Below are 22,539 nucleotides of genomic sequence, written 5' to 3'. Positions count from 1 at the left end.
TGCTCCCGTACATTGTTGGTCGCCATGGGTAAGGGAAGCAACGGATTTCTTCGGCGTGCTTCGGACCGGCTGCGCTTTCTTTCTAGCCGCAGGCGGCAAAATATGTTGGGATGGGGTTGTCTGGCTTTCAGGGTAAAGCATGCAGAACACCCACGATCCGCAACGGTTGCAAGATTTCTTCCACGAGCATCCCGACGCGCAGATCGTTGCGAGCTGCGAAGGGCATTGCCTTTACGTGAACGCGGCGGCCTCGATCGCGCTCGGCGGGGACGTCGGGCCCGAGACCCCGCTGTCCGAGCGGGTGCATCCGGCCGACTTCGCGCACTTCCTCTCCGAGTGGACGGCGCTCGTCAGGAGCGGCGCTTCGGCCGTGTTCACGGTGCTCCTCGGCGCCAAGGGCACGAAGGGCCGGGCCTACGTGGTCCACGCGCGTCGCGCCTCCTCCGGTGACAGAGTGTATGTGTCGTTGCGGCCCAAGGAAGCGGACATCGAGGCCGATGCCTCCTCCGTGCGTCGCCGCGAGCAGGTGCTGCGCGTCATCCTCGACAACCTCCCCATCCTGGTCTGGGCCACCGACAAAGACGGCGTATGCACGTACGCCGACGGCAAAGGCATGGAGACCTCGGCCATCAAGGTCGAGTATCTCATCGGCAAGAGCGCCCTCGACCTCTACCCGCCGGAGACCACCACCGGCCTCCGGATGGCCCTCCGAGGCACGATGGCCCGGCATATCAGCGCCGACAATGGCATGTACTGGGACAACCGGGACATCCCCGTGCTGGACGAGCACGGAAATGTGACCGGGACCGTGGGCATGTCGCTCGACGTCACGGAGCTCCACCACGCCAAGGCCGAGCTCGAGGCGAAGCTCGCGTTCATCGAGCGCCAGCAAGAGGTGATCCGGAATCTGGAGACGCCCATCATCCAGGTCTGGGATCACGTGCTCACCCTGCCCATGGTGGGCACGGTCGACAGCCGCCGCGCCGCGCGCGTCATGGATGACGTGCTCGGCGCCGTCAGCCGTCTTTCTGCGCGTTTCGCCATTCTCGATCTGACGGGCGTGGACGTCATCGATACGGCGACGGCGAGCCACCTGTTTTCCATCATCGCCGGCGTCCGCCTGCTCGGCGCCGAGGGGATCATCACGGGCATCCGGCCGACCGTCGCCCAGACCATGGTCAGCCTGGGCCTCGACCTGTCCAGCGTCGTCACGCTGGCGAGCCTGCGCGACGGTCTTGCGTTCTGCATACGCCGCATGAAGGAAGAGCGGACGACGCTGGCAGGCCCTCGGTGATCACGCAGCGGCAGCGCTTCGCAGCCGCTCGGTGACCCGCACCTTCACGCCCGGAGGCGGCCGGAGCGCGAGGTTTCCACGCGGCACGAGTGTTTGCCCTGGCAAGAGCGACACCCGATAACGCTGCGCCACTGTCGCCAGGATGAGCACCGCTTCCATCATCGCGAAGCCGTTGCCGATGCACACCCGCGGTCCGATCCCGAATGGAATGTAGCTCCCACGGCGGATGTTCTGGTCGAGCCCCGGCCGGAAGCGCTCGGGCCGAAAACGCTCGGGTTCGGAGAAATAACGCGGATCCCTGTGCGTCACGTACGGCGAGATGAAAATGCGGCTTCCCTTCGGGATCGTGTAGCCTCCGAGGCGGATGTCTTCGCCGGGCTGGCGCAGCGAGAGGATCCACCCTGCCGGATAGAGGCGCAGCGTCTCTTTCACGACCATGCTCGTATAGACGAGCTGGGGGACATCCTCGGCTGTCGGCGGGCGCCCGCCGAGCACGCGGTCGACCTCCTCCCATAACGCGGCCTCCACCTCCGGGTGCTGCGAGATCATGACCCACGCCCATACCAGCGTGAAAGCCGTCGTCTCGTGTCCGGCGGCGAACATGACGATCAGGTGATCGCGCAGCTCGTCGTGCGTGACCCCCCCGCGTCCTTCGCCGTGCGCGAGCATCAGCATCGACAGGAGGTCGCCCCTGTCCTGCCCGGACTTGCGCCAGGCCTCCGCGAACTTCATCACGATCGAATCGAGCTCGCGGATGGCCTCCCGCTTGCGGCGGTTGTGCTCCGTCGGCAGCCACATGGGGATGGGCAGCGCCAGGTCGAACTCCATGCTGAGCAGATCCATGATCGTGGTCATCGCGACGGCAGCGCGCGCCACGATGTCGGTCGCGTCTGCGTTGAACAATGTCAAGCAGACGTTCTGGATCGTCATTTTCAGCATCTCGGTGTCGATCTCGTATTCGCCGCCCGAGCGCCATCCGGCGATCCCGTGGAGGGTCTGCTCGACGAAGACCCGACCATAACTGTCGAGGCGTTTCGGGTGGAATGCGGGCTGCGCCATCCGGCGCTGGCGGGCGTGCTCCTCCCCGTTGGTGATGAGCATGCCATTGCCGAAAAACGGCGACACGATCTTCCGCTGCAGCCAGTCCTTCGGGAGGACGTCCGAGCGCTCGATGAGCACGTCGCGGATGTGATCGGGATGGTTCACGAGGTACGCGTCGGTGGGGCCCAGTCGGAAATGGGCGATGTCGCCGTGGGACGCCGTCTCCAGCATGAAGGCGATCTTGTCCTTGCGGATCTGGTGCAGATTGCCCACGAGCGGCAGCCCTCGGGGCCCGGGCGGATATACGATTCTCACAGTGTCCCTCGATTCCTTCAGAGTACGACGATCGTCGCGATCAGGAGCAGGCAGTACCAGTACGTGAAGAGCATGTATGTCCGGTGGTCCTCCCTGGACGTGTGGTGCCACGCCACGCGGGCCCCGACCCAGAGCGAGACGGCTCCGAGGACGGCGTCCGTCGCCCAGACCGACCACCGCGCGCCGGCGGGGCGCATCAGCGCGAAATGAATGACGAGCGGCGCCAGCGCGAAGCCGACGGTCAAGAGAATGCGGGTGGCGCGCTCTCCGAGCACGAGCGGCAGCGTCCGCCGGTTGCTCGCGCGGTCGCCGTCCATGTCGCGCAGATCCTGCACGGAGATCAGGGGAAACATGATGACTGCCAGCACCCCGATCCATCGCCACGCCGCGGGCGTCAGCGGTGTGACCATCTGCCAGGCCGCCGCGAGCTGCACGACGAGCCCCAGCGAATTGGCCAGGTTCTTGACGATCCAGCTACGCGCTCCCCGGACGACGTTGTGCGCCACGATGATGAGCTGCCATCCGAGCGCATATTCGAGCACCCCCAGCCACGCGCCGGCCAGGGTGAGCATCACCATCACCACGACCCACCGCTGCCATGCCCCGCGGAGCGAGACGGCCCCCGTCACGAGAGGTCGGTGCGGCTTGTTGCGCCGGTCCTCCTCGATACCCGTGGCCTGGTTCGTCAGGCAAAAACTATAAAGATAGAGGACGAAGTAGAGCAAGCTGCGGCCGAGCACGACCGGCAGCCGAGCCGGATCCGCGCCCGCTGTTTTCCACGCTGCCAGCGTGAACAGGAGCGCAGGGATGATTGCAGTGGAGAGATCCCCCGAGATGAAGGCCCACATGAGCGACAGCTCGCGCGTGACCGGGTTCATGGAGGGGCGCGCCTGCGGCTTGTCGCGCGTGATGGATGCTTCCGAGGCATTCATGGTGGAGCTCCTTGATGGCAAAGCCTCAGCGGATGGCGGCGATGGTCGACTCGGCCAGGGCCACGAGCGGCGCCGCGCGCTCGCCGAAGCAGCCGAGCTCGTCCTTGGCGTCCGCGATCAGCGCCTCCGCGAGGCGGGTCGACTCCGCGAGCCCGAGCACGCGTGGATACGTGGCCTTCTGGGCGGACGCGTCCCTGCCCACGCTCTTGCCGAGCGCCTCGCAGGTGGACGTGACGTCGAGGATATCGTCGACGATCTGGAAGGCGAGCCCGAGCCTCTCGGCATATCGGCGCAGGCGGCCCTTCGTGGGCCCGTCCGCGCCGCCGAGGAGGGCCCCCGAGAGGACCGAAGCCGTGAGGAGCGCGCCGGTTTTTCGGTGATGGATGTCCTCGAGCGTCTCCACGCTGACGCACCGTTTGCCCTCGTGCGTGAGATCTTCCACCTGGCCGCCGGCCAGCCCTCGGGGGCCGGCGGCTCGGCCGAGCTCGGCGATGACCGCGAGGATTCGTTTGGCAGGGACGCCCGATGTGTGGCGGGCGATGACCTCGAACGAATGGGCGAGCAGGCTGTCGCCTGCGAGGATGGCGAGCGCCTCTCCGTGCATCTTGTGGCTCGCGAGGCGGCCGCGCCTGCAATCCGCGTCGTCCATCGCCGGCAGGTCGTCGTGGATCAGCGACATCGTGTGGATCATCTCGATGGCGCAGGCCGTGGGGAGGGCGACCTCGGCCCGCGCGCCGCTGAGCTCGCAGGCCGCGAGGCACAGGATGGGGCGCAGGCGCTTGCCGCCGGCGAGCAGGGAATACCGCATGGCCTCGAAGAGGACACGAGGCTCCTCGAGGGCAATCAGGCTCTCGAGCGTCGCATCGATCCTCGCTCGACGGCTGCCCAAATAGGCAGCTAAATCGAACGAATGGCTAGGTTCGACGTGCATCAACATGGCTGTCTCCTCGGGATGGAGTCCTCCCCTGCAGCGCGTCGAATCCCGCGCCGAAGATGTCGCGCGGGCGCTCCGGCACATACCGGAGCAACCGAGTCGCGCGAGACTCCGCTATCGTTTCGTTATGGTGACCCTCGATTCGTACTCGAATTTTCCGCGGGCGAGCCAACCCTCATGCCGTTGAAAGCGGACCTTTACGACATCGCAGGCCCCCGGACGAGCTCGGACCGAACCGGGCCCCCGGCGCTCGCGTGAGGAACTCACGCAGGCAGTTGACTTACCACGGACGGACAATCCCTGCCTACCGAAGTACTCGAAATTACGCGTCAAAAACGTGCTCCTCGGCCGAGAGCCTCTCCGAAACTCGACACATCGCGTTGGATCCGTTCTCATGAGGAGCGCAATCATGACGGGCACCCTCGCGACGACCGAACGGCTCACGATCCGTAACCTCGACCCGGCGGACGCGCCGTTCATCCTCCGCCTCCTCAACGACCCCGACTTCCTCGAGCACATCGGTGATCGGGGGGTGCGGACGCTCGAGGACGCGGGCGTGTACCTCCGCGAGGGGCCGATCGTCAGTTATGAACGGCACGGGCACGGACTCTGGGGTGTCGCGCTGCGCCGAACGGGAGAGCTCGCCGGCCTCTCGGGGCTCTTGAAGCGCGAGCAATACGCCGACGTCGACATCGGCTATGCCTTCCTGCCGGAGTTTCGTGGCAGCGGGTATGCGTTCGAATCGGCGTCGGCGGTGCTCGGGCTCGCGGCCGGCGCGTTCGGGCTCCGCAAGGTGATCGCGCTCGTCTCCCCCGCGAACGCGGCCTCGATCGGCCTGCTCACGAAGCTCGGGTTCACGCGCTCGGCGATGCAGGCGGTCGACCCGCAGAAGACGGTGATCTACGAGCGATACCTGGGCGACGGCAATTTCACGATCTCCACGGCCCCCATCACGCGCTGAACGGCCTCGATTTCGTCGGGCCGGCGATTTGCCCGATTGCGGAACCTCCCGGCTCCGCTAGAGTTCGTCCCGGCCGCGGAGCATCCGGCCGGACGGGAGGGCGCGTGCTGTCGCTGATAGGGATCGCCGTGGTGGTCTTGGGCTTCATGGCCCGCCAGAACCCGCTCCTCGTGGTGACGGCGGCGGCCCTCGTGACCGGGGTGGCAGGCGGCATGGAGCCGCTCGAGGTCGTGGCGACCTTCGGCCGGGCGTTCAAGGAGAACCGATACGTGAGCGTGGTCTGGGTGGTGCTGCCGGTGATCGGGCTCCTCGAGCGGGCCGGATTGCAGGAGCGGGCCAGGGCCCTCATCGGCGCCATTCATGCGGCCACCGCCGGGCGGCTGCTCTTGCTGTATTTCGTTTTGCGCCAGATCACCGCGGCCCTCGGCCTGACCTCGCTCGGCGGCCATGCCCAGATGGTGCGACCGCTGATCGCCCCCATGGCCGAGGCGGCGGCCGAGCACCACCACGGTCCGCTCCCCGAAGAGGTCCGTGCGTCCGTGCGGGCCCACGCCGCCGCGGCCGATAACATCGCGCTCTTCTTCGGCGAGGATATCTTCATCGCCATCGCCTCGATCCTGCTGATCAAGGGCTTCCTCGCGCAAAACGGGATCCTCGTCGAGCCCCTCGAGCTCTCCGTCTGGGCCATTCCCACGGCCCTCTGCGCCTTGTTGATCCACGGAATCCAGATGATGCTCTTCGATCGGCATCTGGCCCGCATGATCGCCGAAGGCCGCCGATGATCGGGCTCGGGCTGCTCTACGTCATCGCCGGCGTCTTCTTCGCGGCCATTGCTGTGCTCGGCGCGCGCGACGCGAAGAACCCGAAGCGCTGGAAGAACACCACCTTCTGGGGGCTGTTCGCCTCGAGTTTCCTCTTCGGCTCGCACCTGCCGGACGTGGTCCATGGGTTCGTGGTCATCGCCATGGTGCTCACGGCGGGAATCGGTGGCCTCGGCCGCGGCGCACCTGCCGCGCGTGACCCCGAGGCGCGCCGCGCGAGCGCCTCCCGCCTCGGCAACAAATTGTTCCTGCCGGCCCTCGCGATCCCCGCGACGGCGCTCCTGGGGACGTTCGTGTTCAAGCGGCCGGAGCTCGCGGGCCTCGTCGATCCCAAGCAGGCGACCCTGGTCTCGCTCGTCCTGGGGGTGTTCGTCGCGCTTTCGATCGCCATGCCGATGCTCGGGGCGAGGCCGAAGGTGCCCATGCAGGAGGGGCGCCGGCTGCTCGACGCCGTCGGATGGGCCGCCATTTTGCCGCAAATGCTCGCCGCCCTGGGCGCGGTCTTCGCGGCCGCCGGGGTCGGGACCGCCATTGGAGAGCTGGCCTCGACGCTTTTGCCCGACGGGAGCCAGTTCGCCGCCGTGGTCGCCTACACGTTTGGCATGGCGATCTTCACCATGATCATGGGCAATGCCTTCGCGGCGTTCCCGGTGATGACCGCCGGCATCGGCCTGCCGCTCATCGTCCAGCGTTTCGGCGGAGATCCGGTGATCATGGGCGCCGTGGGTATGTTGTCGGGCTTCTGCGGGACCCTGATGACCCCCATGGCCGCGAATTTCAACATCGTGCCTGCGGCCCTGCTGGAGCTGCCCGATCGAAATGGGGTCATCAAGGCGCAGGTGCCCACGGCCCTCCTCGTCCTCCTCGCCAATACGGTGCTGATGTATGTCCTCGTCTTCCGCTCCTGAACTCGGTCCGGAGCTGGCCGCGAAATTCGCGCGGCTCGCGCTGGGCCACGTCACCCGGCCTTACCCGTACAGGCTCGACCACGTCATGGCCGGCGACGAGGATGTCTTGCCGCCGCGGGTCTTGCATCCGATCTTCCACGGCAGCTTCGACTGGCATTCCTGCGTCCACGGCTACTGGCTGCTCTTGCGCCTCTTGCGGCGGTTCCCGGACATGGCCGCGGCGGAGGACATCCGCGCCCTGGTCTCTCGCATGCTGACGCCGGCGAAGGTCGCCGGCGAGGTCGCTTATCTCGCCCGCCCGGAGAGCAGGGGCTTCGAGCGGCCTTATGGCTGGGCGTGGCTCCTCATGCTGGGCGCGGAGCTCGAGCGCCACGAGGGCGCCTCTCATCGCGACGTCCTGCGCCCGCTCTCGAGCGCCTTCGCCGAGCGGTTCAAGGCCTTTTTGCCCAAGGCGACCTATCCGATCCGGACGGGTACGCATTCCAATACGGCGTTCGCCCTGGCGCTCGCCTCCGATTACGCGGGGATCGCGAACGATCAAGAATTGGCGCGGCTGATCGAGCTGACCGCCCGGAGATGGTACCTGGCCGACGAGGGGGCCCCGGCCTGGGAGCCCAGCGGCGACGATTTCCTCTCGCCTACCCTCGTCGAGGCCGAGTGCTTGCGCCGCTTGCTCCCGGCGGACGAATTTCGCGCGTGGTTCGCGCGTTTCTTGCCCCGAGCGGCCGAGCGAAAGCCGGCGGGCCTGTTCACGCCGGCCCTCGTCAGTGACCGCACGGATGGCAAAATCGCCCACCTCGACGGCCTCAATCTCAGCCGCGCCTGGTGCTTTCGTTCGATTGCGGGCTCGCTCGCGCCGGGCGACCCGGCCCGCGTCGTCGTGCTCTCGGCCGCCGACGAGCACCTCGCCGCGGGGCTCGCCCACGTGGCCGGCGACTACATGGGCGAGCATTGGCTCGCCACGTTCGCCCTGCTGGCGCTCGAAGCCGCGCCGCCGTCGTCGCCGTGAGCCACGAGGCGCGCTCCGGTGAACCGCTCGTGCTTTCGCCGTGAAGTTCCGCGCGCGGAGCCCGGCGGATCCGTGGTAGAAGGGGGCATGGAATTCGATACCACCTCCGGCCGCGCCTTCCTCGAGCTTCCGGAGGGCTACACGACCCCGGACGTCGACCACTTGATGCACGACGCGCGAGCGCTCCTGCTCCACACGGTGAATCTCCGGACGGAGACACGAGCGTCCGGGATCCAGATCTCGCCCGTGTGGGAGCTCCACGACGGGCAGGCTGCGCTCCGCGCGACGGTCGTACCCGCCGAGATCGAAGCACGCCACTTCGAGGGGAAGGGCATGATGGCCCTCCGCGATCCGAATGCGCTCACCATGATCGCCGACGTCGTCGAGATCCTCGCGGACGAGCCGGCGGTCGCCGCGCAGGCCCTCGTGACGACCGCGTCGATCTGGATCGATGAAAACGCGCCGGTTCGTCCGCTCGGCCTGCCGTACAAGGGCCATTTCAAGCTCTTGACGCTCGTCATTGCGGATTTTTTGCGCAAGATCGGCGCCGGCTTCGACGAGCTCGAGTGGCTCACGTCGATCGGGCTCTTGAGCGCCTACCACAACCCCGACGAAGACCCGCCGGTCGAAGAAGTTCGCGCCGCCGCGCGCGACAAGTCGCTGCGGCTTGCCGCGGAAGAAGGGGCGTGGATGACGGCGCTCCTCGAGAAAGCGGAGGGCTGAGGCGGGCTCGACGAGGCGTCAGCGGCTCGAAGCGCGCGACGTGCGCCGCCTCGACCGCGCGAGGCCCATCACCGCGATTGCGAGACCCAGAATGCCCGCGGATCCGGCGTGCTTCGAGGTCGGTTCGGCCCGACAACCACAACCACCCTCTGCTCCCCCGTCCTCGGCGCCGCTGCCACCGCTGCCACCGCTTCCGTCGGCTCCACCCGTGCCCGCGGGCGAATTCGATGTGTTGCAGGTCTTGGTGCTCGGATCGCAGGTGGCGCCGTCCGCGCAGTCGGCGTCCGCGCGGCATTCGCCGCACTTCAGGTTCCCGTCGAGGTTCACGCAGAACGGGGTGTCGCCGCCGCACGGCGCGCAGGTCGGCCCGCAGCGCTGGGCCATGTCGCAAGGCGCGCAGAGCGCCGCTTCATTGCAGTAATCCCCGGCGTCGCAGCCGTTGTTGCCCGCCTGGTTGATGAACTGCCGGTCGCATTGCTTGCAGACGCCGAGGTCCGGGTACGAGGGGTCGCCATTCAGCGTCTGGAAAAACCGGGAAGGTTCGAAAAGCGTGAATCCCGCGTCGTCGAGCTGTACGATGGGCGGCTGGTTGGCTGGCCGCTCGAAGTCGGTGAAGTCACCGATGAAGTACGACATTTCCAGCGCGGCGTGTTCCGCGATCTCGGTATAGAGGATCTCGATTGGATAGAGCCCCGGGGTCGAGAACGTGACCTGGTTCGTCATGCGCCACGACGGGAACCCGAGCTCGGGCGGTCGGACGACGACGGGATACGCGGTGAATTCGTTGTCGTACACCGTGAAGCTGACAGAGTCGTCCGCGTAGAATCCGAAGTGGATGGGCTTGTTCACGAGATCGGGCGTGACGTTGAAGAAGCCGCGCAGGCGCGAGGCGAAGGCCATCGTCGAGTCGTTGGCGAAGAAATCACATCCGCCCGTCTTGCATTCCGGCAGCGCCGCGTCGATGAAATCGCCGTAGCTCATCGCGAGGCCTGACGAGTTGTTGTTGGAGAGATCGAGCGCCGAGCGGAGCACGTGCTCGACACGATCGGCCGCGTGCGCTTCGATGAAGCCATTGATCGCCTCCATGTAGCCGTTCGGATTGGGGAGGTCGAAGTCCGCCGACGGGTTCGTCGCTATCGCCGAAGCGGCGCAGAGGCCCGTGCCCGAGCCGGGGAGGGCGTCCGCCACGCCGTTCGGCACGGTGACGGGCGCAGCGCGGGCCCTACCAGGAGCCAGCGCGAGGAGAGCCAAAGAACCAAAGAAGAGTCGTCGAAGTTGCATGGCACCACCATGAAATGCGCCGCATTGTGCGGCGCGTGGCGGCCTTAACACGAGTATGCGGTGGTTGCAAAGATCAGGCTGTTGGAGCACGATTCGCGCGCGGCTGATGATGGACTCGGAGGCATCTCCGGCTTCGAATGGAGCTCCGAGCCGCCATTGGGGGCGCGAAGTGTTGCGTTTTGAACAATGTGCATGCTGATGTGTAGAGGCGGACAGGGGACGGGGGCGGACGGCTTCGTCCGTAGGGGAGAGGGCGAGCTTCACGAATTTCCACCTGCCCCGACAGCGATTGGCGATATGCTGGGGCCATGCGTCGTCCGTTTACGTCCTTGTTCCTCGCTTTTGTTGCCCTGAGTTGTGGCGGTACGCCCCTCGAGACCCCCGTCCCGCACTTCGACCCCCCAAGCGCCACCACCCTCCCCGAGGTGAACTCGCTCGTCAAGGTGATCAACCTGGACGAAGAGCCCGTCATCTGCTTCACCACCGACGGCACGCCGGCGGAGTGGAACGGGGGAAATTGCGTAAACCGGCTCGACGCGACGCGCCAGATCGCCGTGCCGAATTGCGGGTTCAATGTGATCCGCATAGCGTGGTCGAAAGGAACGGACGAGGCCAACTACAAGGTCGAGAGCGAGAGCTGCAAGGCGAGCTGCGACCCGGTGGTGCCCTGGTCCAACGGGGATCTGGCGCGCGCATTCGCAATTTGGCAAGACGAGACGAAGTGCCTGCTGAACGGATGCCAGAACCCCTCGGGCACGGGCGATTGGCTCGAGCAGTGCGACTCCGGGCAAGTCCACTGGGATGTGAGCCTCAGCGGCGTACGCGCGATCAGCACGTTCACCTATGACGCCTGCGCGCACGCCGTCACCATCGACGTCGAGGAGGGCGGGATGACCGTCCCGCGGACGCTCAACCTCGTGGCCACGGGCAAATTGGTCCAGGACACCGATTTCAGCGGCAACGGCAACGAGGGGGGGACGGTCACGGTGACCGGCGACTTCACGGGCAGCGTCACCTCGCGCATCGTGCTCGGCGACAAGAAGCGCAGCGGCGGCAGCTTCGACGCCGCCTGTACGGCCGATCCATTCGAGGGGAAGGAGTGCGCTCCCGCGGGCTCGAAGATCGCCTTCGATTTCCCGGAGTGGAGCTGCCACGGCGATATATGCCCCGTGGCATCCGAGGGCTCCTGCCAGGCGGCCGACGCCGACGGGGACGCCATTCCGGACGACCAGGACAACTGCCCGAAGCAGGCGAACACCGAGCAGTCCGACACGGATCACGACGGCATCGGCGACGCCTGCGACGACAAGTCGGACTTCGTCATCATTCGCTTCAAGACCGGCAATCGTTGCTTGATCCTCGGCGACGGCAAGGCCGAATCGACGAGCACGTGCGAGCCGACGGATCCCCGTCAGCAATGGGAGATGTTCCCCGACGGCGACGCCTTCGGGTTCCGCAATCTATCGAACGGGCAATGCCTGAGCCAATCCGGCATCCTGGCGGGGCCGTGGACCGTGATCACGGCGCCGTGTGATGGCTCCGACGAGCAGCGGTGGAAGCTCGAGAAATACGAGCAGGGTGGCTTCGACCAAAACTTCCCGATCCGCCTGCACAACGTGGCTGACAATTTCTGCGCGTACACCGACTTCACGGGGGAGGTCTACGGCACGGCCAGCAACTGCGGGCTCGCAGGCACCGAGTCGAACCGGAAGGTCGGGCTGTACTACGGCGGAGCTTTCGACACGCTGCCGTATCATCCCTGAGATACGCGGGTCAATCCTGGCAGGCGGACGCGAGCTTCGGATACCGATAGAGGCCGAGGTAACACAGCTCGTCGTCGGAGCTGACGCCGAAGCCGATTGTATTTGGGGTCGCATTCATTGATGCGCATTCAAAGTGGATGCGCTCCCCCGATCCGAGAGCGTTCCAATGCTGGCTGCAATGCCGAACTGCGAGGACCGTGCCAATGCAGTGAGCTTGCATCGAGCGAAAACGAATCCGTCGAGTCGGGGGCGCGCACTCCCGGGAGGGAGGAACATTCGACGCAACCCGGGCCCGCGGCTCGCGCGATGTGTCCGTGTTGGATGATAAATCGCAAATGTGGATTACAGGAGTCTGCCCGCCGCCTGACCCGAGCCCCCGCGCCCCATCGTCCCCGTGAACCACCCGCACGCCCGACAACCCACGCCCGGCGCACCAAAGACCCACCCTGACCACACTTGCCCCTTGACTCGCCCCCCACGCCACGTACGATCCCGCCGTCCTTCCGCCAGGAAGGATCCCCGATGCCCCCGTAGCTCAGTGGATAGAGCAGCGGTTTCCTAAACCGAAGGTCGCAGGTCCGATTCCTGCCGGGGGTGCTGAATGATTCCGGGCACTTAGCTCGCTCTGCCGTCCCGCCGCTGGATAGATCCTGGATAGATCGAGGCGGGCGGCGGGGGCCAGCAAGGCGCCCGGGGCGAGGTGGGCGTAGCGCTCCGTCGAGTCCCTCGACGCGTGCCCGAGCTGGGCGGCGACCTGCTCCAAGGTCCACGGGTCGCCCCACCATCCGGCGACGAGGGACGAGGCGCACGTGTGGCGGAGGTCGTGCCATCGGACGGGGCGGCCGTCGTGGCGGCGCTCGGGGCGGATGTTCGCGGCGGCGAGCCACTCGGGCCACTCGGCGGGGGCCTTCTTCGCGGGGCGGCGAGCTCCCGAGGGGAGCGGGAAGAGCAGGCGGTGCGGGTTCGGGCGCGCGGCGACGATGGGGAGCCACTGATCGAGGGCCCATCGCGCGAGCGGGAGGATCGGGATGTGGTAGATCCTGCCGTTCTTGCGTGGTTTGCCGTGGGAGCCGTAACGCACGGTGATCATGTTCCGCGCGAGGTCGATGTCGGTGAGGTGTTGGGCCCACTGCTCGCTTTCGCGCGTGCCCGTCCCGAGGGCGAAGGCGATGAGGCATCGGCCTTCGAGGGGGATCGCCTCGCACGTGATGAGCGCCGTTTGCTCCTCGGGGGTGAGGTAGGTCCACGGGTCGTGGGTGCGGGCCTTCTTCTTCTGGGGGAGGCGCACACCGCGGGCGGGGTTCTCGGGGAGGTGGCCGGCCTCGATGGCGGCTTCGAGGGCGCATCGAAGGAGGTTCAGGGTGTACTGCGCGGTCTCGTGGGAGATTTTGCGGTCCTTCGTCTTCTTGTGACCCTGCCCGGGGGCGACCTTCTTCCGGAGGAGCTCGCGGCACCATTCGCGAACGTCCTGCGGGCGGATCGAGCCGATGTGCCAGTCGGCGAAAAACCCGGTGTCGATGTGCCTTCGCCAGCGGGATCGGTCCGTCTTCACGTCGCGATTTCCGGCGAGCTCGCGCTCGTCGAGGTAGCGCACGCCCCACGATCGAAGCGTCAAGCCTCCGGGCTCGACGGCGTTGCCCTCGGCGAGCTCGCCGAGCGCGGCATCGAGCAAGCGCTCGGCCTCTTCGTACGTCGCGCACGGGCGGAGGCGCGCGCCGGCTCCGGGGAGGCGCGGGCGGAACGTGCCATTCGGCATCGGCTCGATGGTTCCGCGGCCTCGCCCGCGGCGCTTGTGTTGCTCGCTCATTTCGTCACTTTGAAACCGAGGCGGCGCAGGTCTTCCCGCGCGCGCTGCCGATCGATATCGCTCGGCGGGTGAAGGGGCGGGGCCACGGGGGCGTCGAAGCGCACGGCGCGGCGCGGGGGCCGGTTCGGGCCCTCGGCCTCGTCGTCGTCGGGGGCCTCGATGAGGTCGGCGATCCTGCGAAGAAGGAGGGCGATCTGCGTCCACTTCCCGCTGACGTGATGGCGGGCGGCTGCGGCTCCGTTGGCTTTCGGTCGTCGCGCCATGACAACACGCTCCCGGCCCGCGCGATCGGCGCGGAGCTCGCCAGACGGTACTGGCAGGCGGCAACCATGTCAACTGCCAACACAGGCGGCCCCCTCCCCTACGTGGCGCGCGCTCGGGCACGCGTCGGCTTCTTCGCCGGGGCTGCGCCGGTGATCTCTCGCTCCTGGGCGAGGAAGGCTTCGCGGGCGCGGAAGGCGTCGATCCACCACAAGACGGTCCGCGTCTCGGCTTCCTTGACGGGCATCCCGAGCACGGCGCGGATCGCCTCCTCGTCGACGCCTCCGTCTCGCGCGATGCTCGCGGCGATGGCGCGGTTCGGGATCGGATCTTCCTCCGCCTCCTCCATCGCCCCCTGACCCGTCATCAGCCACTCCATGTTCACGCGCAGGGCCTTCGCGACGCGCTGAACCGTCGTGGCGGTCCCCCCGAACTTCCCCCGCTGCTTGCTCTCGAGCCGGCTCGTCGTCCCCTGCGACACGCCCGCGAGCCGATCGAGCTCGGTGCTCTTGATGCCGCGGAGCTGACGGGCCTGCTTGACCCGATCCCCAAGATCCATGGCTCGATGCTGTGCACGGTCCGGCCCGGGTTGCAAGCGCCTTCTGGCATGGTCCTACGTTGGCACTTGACAACATAGGGGCTGGGGGCGGATGTTGGCCTCGATGCTGGGCTCACGGATGACGGACGGGACGGGCGCGCTCGGCGGTGAAGGGTCCCTCGCCGAGGTGCTCGAGGGGCGGGCGGGGTGGCATCTCGCGGCGGCCGACGCTCTAGAATTCGCCGAGGAGCTGCCGGACGGCTGCGCGCATGCCGTGTGGATCGATCCGCCCTATTGCTCGGGGGGATACACGGAGACGGCGCGGCGGCAGGCGCGCGGGATGCTCACGAGCGGGAGCGTCAAAAAGCTCGGCTGGTTCATCAATGACAACATGGGCTCGGCCGGGCTCGTGTGGCTCCTGCGGTGCGTGGCGGTCCAGGCGTTCCGCGTGCTGGTCGAGGGCGGGAGCCTCGGGGTTTTCTGCGATTGGAAGATGATCCCGCTTCTCGCTCCGGCGCTCGAATCGAGCGGGCTCCGGTGGCAGGCGATGGTGGTCTGGGACAAGGAGCAACCGGGGCTCGGGACGGGGTTTCGGGCGCAGCATGAGGTGGTGCTCCATTTCGTGAAAGGGACGGGGGTCTTTCACGATGCGAGGACGGGGAACGTGCTGCGGGAGTCGCGAATCCCTACGCCGGATCGGAATCATCAAACGGCAAAACCCGTGAGCTTGATCGAGCGGTGCCTCGCGGTCGTGGTGCCTCCCGGCGGCCTGGTTGTCGATCTCTTCGCGGGTGGCGGCTCGACGGGGGTTGCCGCGCGGCGGCTCGGGATGCGGTTCGTCGGAAGCGAAATCGATCCGGGGATCGCGGCGACGGCCAAGGCTGAGATTTCGCAGGCTCGAAGTGTCGTTCGTACCCGTGGTCCGGTGGCGCAAATTCCGCTTTTCGGAGAGGGAAAATGAAGCTTGATCCTAAATACCTTCCGGATCCCGATGATCCGCCTTCGCTCGCGGCATCGCTTTATGTGAGCATGGGCTGGCGGCCGATCCCCCTCTGGTCCGTCGATCCGAAGACGGGCGCCTGCGAATGCTCGCGCGGCGCACGTTGCGGGGGTAGCGCGGGCAAGCATCCGCGAATGCGCGCGTGGCAAGAGTTGCAGCCGACGCGCGAGGATGTCCTCGCGTGGTGGAAGAAATGGCCGGATGCCGGGGTGGGGCTGGCGATGGGCGGCGAGGCGCGGCTCGTCGCGCTCGATATCGACGGGCCGGCGGGGCGGGAGAGCTTGCGCGCGCTCGAGGCGGTCCACGGGCCGCTTCCGCGGACGTTGGCGTCGCGCTCAGGGCGGGTCGACGGGGGCGAGCATCGGCTGTTCGTCGTGCCGGAACATTTCGACATGAGCGCGATCCGGAACAACGCGGGAAAGCTCGCGCCGGGGCTCGACGTGCGCGGGGAAGGCGGGCAGATCGCGACGTGCCCGACCGTGCATCGCACCGGGAGCGTCTACACGTGGACGGATCGTGTCCCGGTGGCGGAGTTGCCGCGGTGGCTTTTCGAGCGGATGGCATCGGCGAGCGCGCGCGCGGCTGCTCCGGCGCGCGCCGAGGTGAGCGCGGCGCCCGAGGCTCCCTCCTTCGGCGAGGATCACGCCCGGTATGCGCGCGCGGCGCTGAATCAGGCGATCGAGGCGGTCGAGCGCGCGCCGAAGGGCTCGCGGAATGACACCCTCAATCGTGAGGCATACTCGCTCGGCGGCCTGGTCGCGCGTGGGCTGCTCTCGGCGAGCGAGGTCGAGGATGCGCTTTACGGCGCGATGCTGAACGGTCGATGGGATCCCGAGGCGATCAAGGCGCAGCACCTCCGGACCTTGCGCCGGGCCCTCGAAGATGGGCGCGCGGCTCCTCGGTCGGTTCCGGCGCGATCGAGCCACGGTCGGGGCGGGAGCTCCGCCGATTCGCTACACAATGCGAGATCGCGCGAGGCAGGTCGGGGGGCGGAGTCGTTCGGGGAAGACGACGACATCGAGCGGGCGACGATCGTCACGGGTGACAACCGAGCTCCTTCCCGGCCGGACGGCGGCCGAGCTCCGAGCCCTCAGCGCGTGCTGCCTGCTCTCCAGGCGGGGACGGGTGAATGCACGGAGCTAGCGAATGCGGAGGGCCTGGTGGCTCTCCACGGCGCGGACCTGCGCTACGTGGCGGAGCTCGGCGGCTGGTATCATTACGACGGGCGGCGCTGGTCTCGGGATGCGCCCGCGGCCGAGCGGGCGGCGAAGGAGTACGCGCGGCACCTCGCGCTCGTCGCGGGCGAGGGCCTCGCGGCGGCGCGGAGGGCGCTCGGCGCGGTGGAAGGGTCCACGGACGACCCGGCGATCAAGCACGCGCGGGGGGCGCTCGACGTCGCGGAACGTCGGTACGCGTGGGCGATGCGTTCGCAGGGGGCGCGCGCGCTCTCGAACATGCTCTCGCTCGCGTCGTCGGAGGCGGGCGTGATCGCGCGGGCGTCGGCGTTTGATGCGGATCCGTGGGTGCTCTGCTGCCTGAATGGCGTGGTGGACCTGCGGACGGGGAAGCTGCGGCCGCATCGGCGGGAGGACCTGATCACGCGGCTGGTTCCGGTCGTGTACAATCCCGCGGCGCGCTCGGCGCTCTGGGAGCGCTTCCTCGAAGAGGTCACCGGAGGGGATCCCGAGCTGCTCGAGTTCCTCTGTCGGGCGATCGGTTACTCGATCTGCGCGGATACCAGCGAGGAAAAGCTCTTCTTCGTGCATGGGCCCGCGTCGTCGGGGAAGTCGACGTTTCTCGAAGCGATCAAGGCCACCCTCGGCGACTATGGCACGACGTCCGATTTCGAGACCTTCCTGGCTCGGCCCCAGGTGGGCGCGCCTCGGAACGACATCGCGCGGCTCGCCGGGTCTCGCCTGGTGGTCTCCATCGAGGTGGACGACGGGAAACGGCTCGCGGAGGCACTCGTCAAGAGCATCACGGGCGGGGATACCGTAACCGCGCGGCTGCTCTATCAGGAGTCGTTCGAGTTCAAGCCGACTTTCAAGTTATGGCTCTCGGCGAACCATGCGCCTCGGGTGAGCGATGATGATCTGGCGATGTGGCGGCGGATCCTGCGAATTCCGTTTGAGCGGGTGATCCCGAAGGAGCGGCGGGATCGGAACGTGAAACGCACGCTGACGGACGTGCGGGCCTCGGGAGCGGCGATCCTCGCGTGGGCGGTGCGGGGCTGTCTGGCGTGGCAAAAGGACGGGCTCAAGGTGCCGGCGTCGGTCGAGGCCGCGACGGAGGCGTATCGGCAGGAGAATAACCCGCTGCGGGATTTCTTGGATGATGAGTGCGTGATCGTAGCGGATCGGTCGGTTTGGCAGGATGTATGGGTCACGCGGTCGGCGCTGCGGGAGGCTTACGAGCGGTGGGGGAAGGCGAACGGGGCGCGGCATTTGCTCGGGCCGAAGGCGTTTACGCGGCACCTTCGGGAGATCGGGTGCAATGACAAGGCGAAGCGGTGGGTGGATGGGGCTTCGGTGCGGGCTTGGGAGGGGATCAGGCTGCGGCGGGCGGCGGATGATGCGGTGGAAGGGGGGGACCATGCGCAATGACGGCGGGGCGCGAGGTCGTGGGCGGGTAGATCGGGGAGGCGCCCTCGCGCGGTTCTGGTCAGCACGTGGGCAGGTGGCGGAGGTCTGGGCAGGACGATCTGGCCAGGGGATTTGTTCGGGGTTTAGAGGAGTTGGGTGCGGTCTGGTCACGTCTGGTCACGTTATCTTGTATCCTCGCGGGGCGTACGCGGGCGCGCAGGATCCGGAGTTCTTGGGACTGGTGTCCAGACGTGGCCAGGTGGCCAGGTGGTGGGGCCGTCGGGGTGCGCCATGCGTCATGTGGTGACAGGGGAGCGGCAAAGCGCAAAGACGGAGGGCGTGGTGTGGGCGGCGAGCAAGACGAGGGATAGAGATTCACTGGTGCCGCTGCTCGAGGCGGAGCGGCGGCTGCTTGAGGAGAGGGAAGGGCTGGCGCCGAGGAGGGTGACTCTGCCGAGGCGGCAGGGGTCACGACCCGCGTTGCTCGGGGTCATCGGGAGTGAGTGTCACGGTCGCGTCCCGAGTTTGTCGAATGGGATAATACTGCGAATGGAAATCGGCCAGCTCCTAGAGCCAAACGATAGCTGTCTTTCGCCACCCCCGGCCAGGTATTGCTCCTCCAAGGATGAGCCGGACGCTTGAGGGGACACACCCAGAAGGACCTTCAGGTTGCTAAAATGACCATTGGATTCCGACATTCGGAACAGCTTGCTCGGGCCGCCGTTGGTTGCTCGATAAATTACTGTCAATGGCAACCAATAGCCATCGCGCAATTCTGCTTGGCACAGGCGGTTTCTGAGGAACAGCACCACGTCGGCCTCATTCAACTCGGCAAACTTGATATCCGTGCGGGTGGCCCTATCATGAAGGAGGTCGGCCGTGAGGCTAATCCTGTTGAGCTCCAGTCGGCGCTTTCGGAGCTGCTCAAGGGATTCAAGATGTGGCATAAGCCTGGCGAAGCTCCAGAAGCGATCGTTGCCATGCGGATCTTCCACATAGAACTCACGTCCAAGGAATCGGTTAGCCTCCGCAAATCGCTTCGCCTTGATCAAGGTGGCGATCAGGTATAGGAACAGCTCATAGGTAATGAACCGAAAATTGTCGGCAGACAAGGGCATCCAACTCGACCGATTTTTGGGGAAAAGATGGTAACCCAGGGCCGACTGGAAGAATTCCGCCAGCTCATCATAGCTGTCCGGCTCATTCCTGTACTCCGCCACCAGAGAAAATAGCTCAACCATCTCCTCGCGATAGGGCAACATGTCTCTGATACTTGCAACGATAAGTTCGTCGACATCAGTAACATTTGCCACGTCAACGCGAAAGGACTCCAGTTCCTCTACTTTTCGCCGCAGGTAGTCGCGAACGAGCGCAATAGACTGAGGTGCCCCATTGGTGACTGCATCTCTGACACGCTGAAGATGATAACGCGTCGAAGATTGCGCTGTGCCAGACGAGAAAATGTGAATGGGTGGGGTGCCCAGCTTGGGCTTCCTGTGCTGCGGCTGATCGAAAATGGCCCTAAGCAATTGCTCGAAGTTTTCGTAGCTCTTCTCCACGCTCGAAAGGTCGATATAGAGACGAGTTTTCAAAAATGTAGGCAGACAGGCATTGCCCTCGTCGTCGTGCTCAAACAGAACCGGAATAAACTTGCTTTGATCCAATTTCGCGTAGACTTCGGGGGAAATAATTTGTGACTCCGTTCCAACGCCGCCCTTTCGATTGTTGGCCTTTTGTGCGTACACGCTGTTACACACGATCAGCACCTTTTCGATTGAGCCATCAGTGACCATTCTCTCCATAAACGAAATCAGATCATGTCCCTCCTTCACGTCCCAAACGTCGAGAATGACGTCTACGCCATTAGCGACAAGTCTTTCGGCTAGCTGAATAACAGAACCTTGGTGCTCCTGCGATGACCAGGCATACGAGATGAACACTTTACGAGTAGGTTGCTCGCTCATGGCGGTAGCACCCTACGCCATCGCCGTTTGAGAAGTCCAATACAAAGTCGTCGCCAGACCGCGAAAGCTTCCCCGGGTCGAGGCGCCCGGACCACAATCGCGCGCGGCGAGCTGCTCGGCGAGCGGCGCGAGGTTCGACGCGAGGGCCTAGCCGAGGGGTTCGGCTGAGCCGCACGTTGCCGCGGGGGTCGAGGTCGAGGCGGACGATCGCGGGCTGGTCGAGGGCGACGGCCGAGGCCGACGGCCGAGGCCGACGGCCGAGGCCGGGGGCGCGTCGGGGCCGTCGAGGGGCGCGAGCTCGGCGCGCGCAAGGGGCCCAAGGGACCTCGGCGAGGCGGGGGGCCCTCGTCGAAAATCTTCCCCGGGGTTGAGGCGGACGAGCCCGACGATGTCGGGGGGAGACCGGGATGGGCCGGGCAGGGTCGAGGGCATCAAGTCGCTCACGGGGAAGAGGGGCCTCGACGAGCGGTGGGCCCTCGACGAATTCGTCCGGGTGTCGAGGGGACTCCCTTCACTGGAAGGAATTTGACACAGCACAACGGATGGTAGGAAGCTTGGTGAAGGTCGAGATTCCACGTCGACTGGAGGAGGTCGCATTATGCGTACGTGTATCGCGCGGATCATTGCAGTTGGATTGTTCACCATGTTCTCAGCCGCGTGCATCGGAACAGTGGATGAAGCGGAAAATGAAGCCGCGGTCGACGAGGAGTCAGTAGCAGAGGTATCGCAGGCGATTACATGCCAAAACGGTGCCGGGACGGATCCGGTATGCTCTGGCTGGTACAGGGACGGCACTTGCCAATACGGTGATCGAATTGCGCGTGATTGCGCGCAATGGGTCTGCATAGTCGGGGCTGGCTGCTGCAAGACCTGGAAAGAATACAAGTGCATGTAGCTTGACCTCGAAGGGCCTCGAGCTCGGCGAGCTCGGCGCGCGCAAGGGGCCCGGGGGACCTCGGCGAGGCGGGGGGCCCTCGTCGAAAATCTTCCCCGGGGTCGAGGCGCCCGGACCGCGCTCGACGTCGTATTTCCGCCACCCCCGCATCCGGGGGGGTCGAGGTGGCGGAAATGAAGGCGGCGGAATCCCCTCGCCGCGAGCTGCTCGGCGACGGTCGCGAGGCTCGACGCGAGGAGCTCGATCAGGGGTTCGGCGGAGCCGCACGTTGCGGCGAGGGTCGAGGTCGAGGCGGACGATCGCGCGCTGGTCGAGGGCGACGGTCGAGGCCGGGGGCGCGTCGAGGCCGTCGAGGGGCGCGAGCTCGGCGCGCGCAAGGGGGTCGAGGGGAGCTCGGCGAGGCGGGGGCCCTCGTCGAAAATCTTCCCCGGGGTCGAGGCGCCCGGACCGCGCTCGACGTCGTATTTCCGCCACCCCCGCATCCGGGGGGGTCGAGGTGGCGGAAATGAAGGCGGCGGAATCCCCTCGCCGCGAGCTGCTCGGCGACGGTCGCGAGGCTCGACGCGAGGAGCTCGATCAGGGGTTCGGCGGAGCCGCACGTTGCGGCGAGGGTCGAGGTCGAGGCGGACGATCGCGCGCTGGTCGAGGGCGACGGTCGAGGCCGGGGGCGCGTCGAGGCCGTCGAGGGGCGCGAGCTCGGCGCGCGCAAGGGGGTCGAGGGGAGCTCGGCGAGGCGGGGGCCCTCGTCGAAAATCTTCCCCGGGGTCGAGGCGCCCGGACCGCGCTCGACATTTTATTTTTCCCTTCCCCCGATCCCCCACCGGAGCGACGCTTCGGCCAAGGAGGTAGCTTATGGACGGGCTGCGATCGAATTGGGAGGCCGTCGTCGAAACGATCTCCAGGGGAACGCGGGATCCGAGCCTCGCGGCGGCGCTGGATATGCGCGCGTCCGGTCGAATCAGCCTGGCGGAAGCAGCCTCGATGCTCGGCGAGCCGACCGACGCGCCCGGATGGCGGCGCAAGCTCGCGCGGCGGCTGCGTTACCTCGAACGCCTGCACGGCGTTTCCCTCCTGGTGCCGCAAATCGGGCGGCGCGGGACGGTCGTGCTGCTCGAGGGGCTCCGTGAGACGTGTCCCATCCCGGTAGCATCGGTCCTCGCGCTGCAAGAGTTTCACGCGCGGATGGTCGGCTTTGAAAGCAGGCTCGCGACGCTCGAGGGCGGAGCCAAGAGGTCGAATTTCGCGGCGGATCCGAAAAGAGGACGGAAATAACCCACGGGCGGCTCCTTTCCCGTCAAGGGTAGGATGGCTCTACCTTTGGCGGAGACCCCGCAACGGCGATACCGGCGCATCGTGCGCGAAGTCCTCGACGCTCGCGGCCGCTTCTGCGAGTGCTGCGGCGTTCCGGCGCGGCACGTTCACCATATCATCCCCTGCTCGATCTCGGGGATCGCCTCGGAGCTCGTCTTCGATCCCGCGAATCTGATCGTGATCTGCAACGATTGCCACA

17 protein-coding genes, 1 tRNA gene and 1 pseudogene are annotated in these 22,539 nt (G+C 66.5%); 12 read left to right on the top strand and 7 right to left on the bottom strand.

Annotated features, from left to right (window positions below):
* Positions 1-139 precede the first annotated feature (139 nt).
* Positions 140-1,294, top strand: coding sequence for an STAS domain-containing protein (locus GF068_RS17490; RefSeq protein ID WP_153820553.1), 1,155 nt, complete (start codon positions 140-142; stop codon positions 1,292-1,294).
* On the opposite strand, the gene GF068_RS17485 is transcribed toward GF068_RS17490, so the two are convergent.
* Genes GF068_RS17485 through GF068_RS17475 form a run of 3 tightly spaced genes read right to left on the bottom strand, consistent with a single transcriptional unit; the run spans position 1,295 to position 4,471 of the window.
* A complete protein-coding gene (locus GF068_RS17485; protein ID WP_338046436.1) occupies positions 1,295-2,650 on the bottom strand; it encodes a cytochrome P450 in 1,356 nt (451 codons plus the stop codon).
* Between the two features lie 17 nt (positions 2,651-2,667).
* Entirely contained in the window at positions 2,668-3,582 is a 915-nt protein-coding gene (locus tag GF068_RS17480) for a UbiA family prenyltransferase (protein ID WP_153820551.1), read from the bottom strand.
* Between the two features lie 25 nt (positions 3,583-3,607).
* Positions 3,608-4,471: a polyprenyl synthetase family protein gene (locus GF068_RS17475; RefSeq protein WP_206079493.1), complete on the bottom strand. Its 864-nt coding sequence runs from the start codon at positions 4,469-4,471 to the stop codon at positions 3,608-3,610.
* Positions 4,472-4,925: 454 nt separating this feature from the next.
* On the opposite strand from GF068_RS17475, the gene GF068_RS17470 reads away from it, so the two are divergent.
* The 5 genes from GF068_RS17470 to GF068_RS17450 all read left to right on the top strand — a co-directional run bounded on the left by GF068_RS17470 (position 4,926) and on the right by GF068_RS17450 (position 8,938).
* A complete protein-coding gene (locus GF068_RS17470) occupies positions 4,926-5,477 on the top strand; it encodes a GNAT family N-acetyltransferase (RefSeq protein ID WP_153820549.1) in 552 nt (183 codons plus the stop codon).
* A 104-nt stretch (positions 5,478-5,581) separates the two neighbouring features.
* The gene (locus GF068_RS17465; RefSeq protein ID WP_338046435.1) at positions 5,582-6,259 is read left to right on the top strand and encodes a DUF969 domain-containing protein; all 678 of its coding nucleotides are present in this window, start codon (positions 5,582-5,584) and stop codon (positions 6,257-6,259) included.
* On the top strand, positions 6,256-7,206 hold the full coding sequence (locus GF068_RS17460) for a DUF979 domain-containing protein (RefSeq protein ID WP_153820548.1): 951 nt from the start codon (positions 6,256-6,258) through the stop codon (positions 7,204-7,206). The genes GF068_RS17465 and GF068_RS17460 overlap by 4 nt, the downstream gene beginning before the upstream one ends.
* Complete coding sequence (locus tag GF068_RS17455) at positions 7,184-8,215, top strand: DUF2891 domain-containing protein (protein WP_153820547.1); 1,032 nt, start codon at positions 7,184-7,186, stop codon at positions 8,213-8,215. The genes GF068_RS17460 and GF068_RS17455 overlap by 23 nt, the downstream gene beginning before the upstream one ends.
* A gap of 87 nt (positions 8,216-8,302) precedes the next feature.
* On the top strand, positions 8,303-8,938 hold the full coding sequence (locus tag GF068_RS17450) for a hypothetical protein (protein WP_153820546.1): 636 nt from the start codon (positions 8,303-8,305) through the stop codon (positions 8,936-8,938).
* A gap of 18 nt (positions 8,939-8,956) precedes the next feature.
* Here the strand turns inward: GF068_RS17450 and traA are convergent, their stop codons facing one another.
* On the bottom strand, positions 8,957-10,219 hold the full coding sequence (gene traA, locus GF068_RS17445) for an outer membrane exchange protein TraA family protein (RefSeq protein ID WP_153820545.1): 1,263 nt from the start codon (positions 10,217-10,219) through the stop codon (positions 8,957-8,959).
* Between the two features lie 425 nt (positions 10,220-10,644).
* Here traA and GF068_RS17440 point away from each other — a divergent pair, with 425 nt between their 5' ends.
* Together GF068_RS17440 and GF068_RS17435 are read left to right on the top strand one after the other, a co-directional pair.
* Positions 10,645-11,982: a thrombospondin type 3 repeat-containing protein gene (locus tag GF068_RS17440; RefSeq protein WP_338046434.1), complete on the top strand. Its 1,338-nt coding sequence runs from the start codon at positions 10,645-10,647 to the stop codon at positions 11,980-11,982.
* Positions 11,983-12,506: 524 nt separating this feature from the next.
* Positions 12,507-12,579 (top strand) — tRNA-Arg (locus GF068_RS17435).
* Between the two features lie 157 nt (positions 12,580-12,736).
* On the opposite strand, the pseudogene GF068_RS47380 reads toward GF068_RS17435, so the two are convergent.
* Both GF068_RS47380 and GF068_RS17425 read right to left on the bottom strand, forming a co-directional pair.
* A pseudogene (locus GF068_RS47380) lies at positions 12,737-13,738 on the bottom strand (tyrosine-type recombinase/integrase); the annotation flags it as partial.
* Between the two features lie 412 nt (positions 13,739-14,150).
* Complete coding sequence (locus GF068_RS17425; RefSeq protein ID WP_153820543.1) at positions 14,151-14,609, bottom strand: helix-turn-helix domain-containing protein; 459 nt, start codon at positions 14,607-14,609, stop codon at positions 14,151-14,153.
* 103 nt (positions 14,610-14,712) lie between these two features.
* Here GF068_RS17425 and GF068_RS17420 point away from each other — a divergent pair, with 103 nt between their 5' ends.
* A complete protein-coding gene (locus tag GF068_RS17420) occupies positions 14,713-15,549 on the top strand; it encodes a DNA-methyltransferase (RefSeq protein ID WP_170319537.1) in 837 nt (278 codons plus the stop codon).
* Positions 15,546-18,191 (top strand): phage/plasmid primase, P4 family, encoded by a 2,646-nt coding sequence (locus tag GF068_RS17415; protein WP_153820541.1) that lies wholly within the window; start codon positions 15,546-15,548, stop codon positions 18,189-18,191. The genes GF068_RS17420 and GF068_RS17415 overlap by 4 nt, the downstream gene beginning before the upstream one ends.
* Before the next feature lie 485 nt (positions 18,192-18,676).
* On the opposite strand, the gene GF068_RS17410 is transcribed toward GF068_RS17415, so the two are convergent.
* Positions 18,677-20,134 (bottom strand): SEFIR domain-containing protein, encoded by a 1,458-nt coding sequence (locus tag GF068_RS17410; protein ID WP_153820540.1) that lies wholly within the window; start codon positions 20,132-20,134, stop codon positions 18,677-18,679.
* A gap of 1,747 nt (positions 20,135-21,881) precedes the next feature.
* On the opposite strand from GF068_RS17410, the gene GF068_RS17405 reads away from it, so the two are divergent.
* Together GF068_RS17405 and GF068_RS47375 are read left to right on the top strand one after the other, a co-directional pair.
* Positions 21,882-22,301 carry a hypothetical protein gene (locus tag GF068_RS17405; RefSeq protein WP_153820539.1) on the top strand — a complete coding sequence of 140 codons (420 nt, stop codon included), beginning with the start codon at positions 21,882-21,884 and terminating at the stop codon, positions 22,299-22,301.
* Positions 22,302-22,334: 33 nt separating this feature from the next.
* The coding region (locus GF068_RS47375; protein WP_420814122.1) for an HNH endonuclease at positions 22,335-22,539 on the top strand (205 nt) is incomplete at its 3' end.

The sequence above is a fragment of the Polyangium spumosum genome (assembly GCF_009649845.1).
GTDB classification, from domain to species: Bacteria; Myxococcota_A; Polyangia; order Polyangiales; family Polyangiaceae; genus Polyangium; species Polyangium spumosum.
Note: the sequence above shows the minus strand (reverse complement) of the source record. Positions and strands in the feature narration are given on the sequence as shown.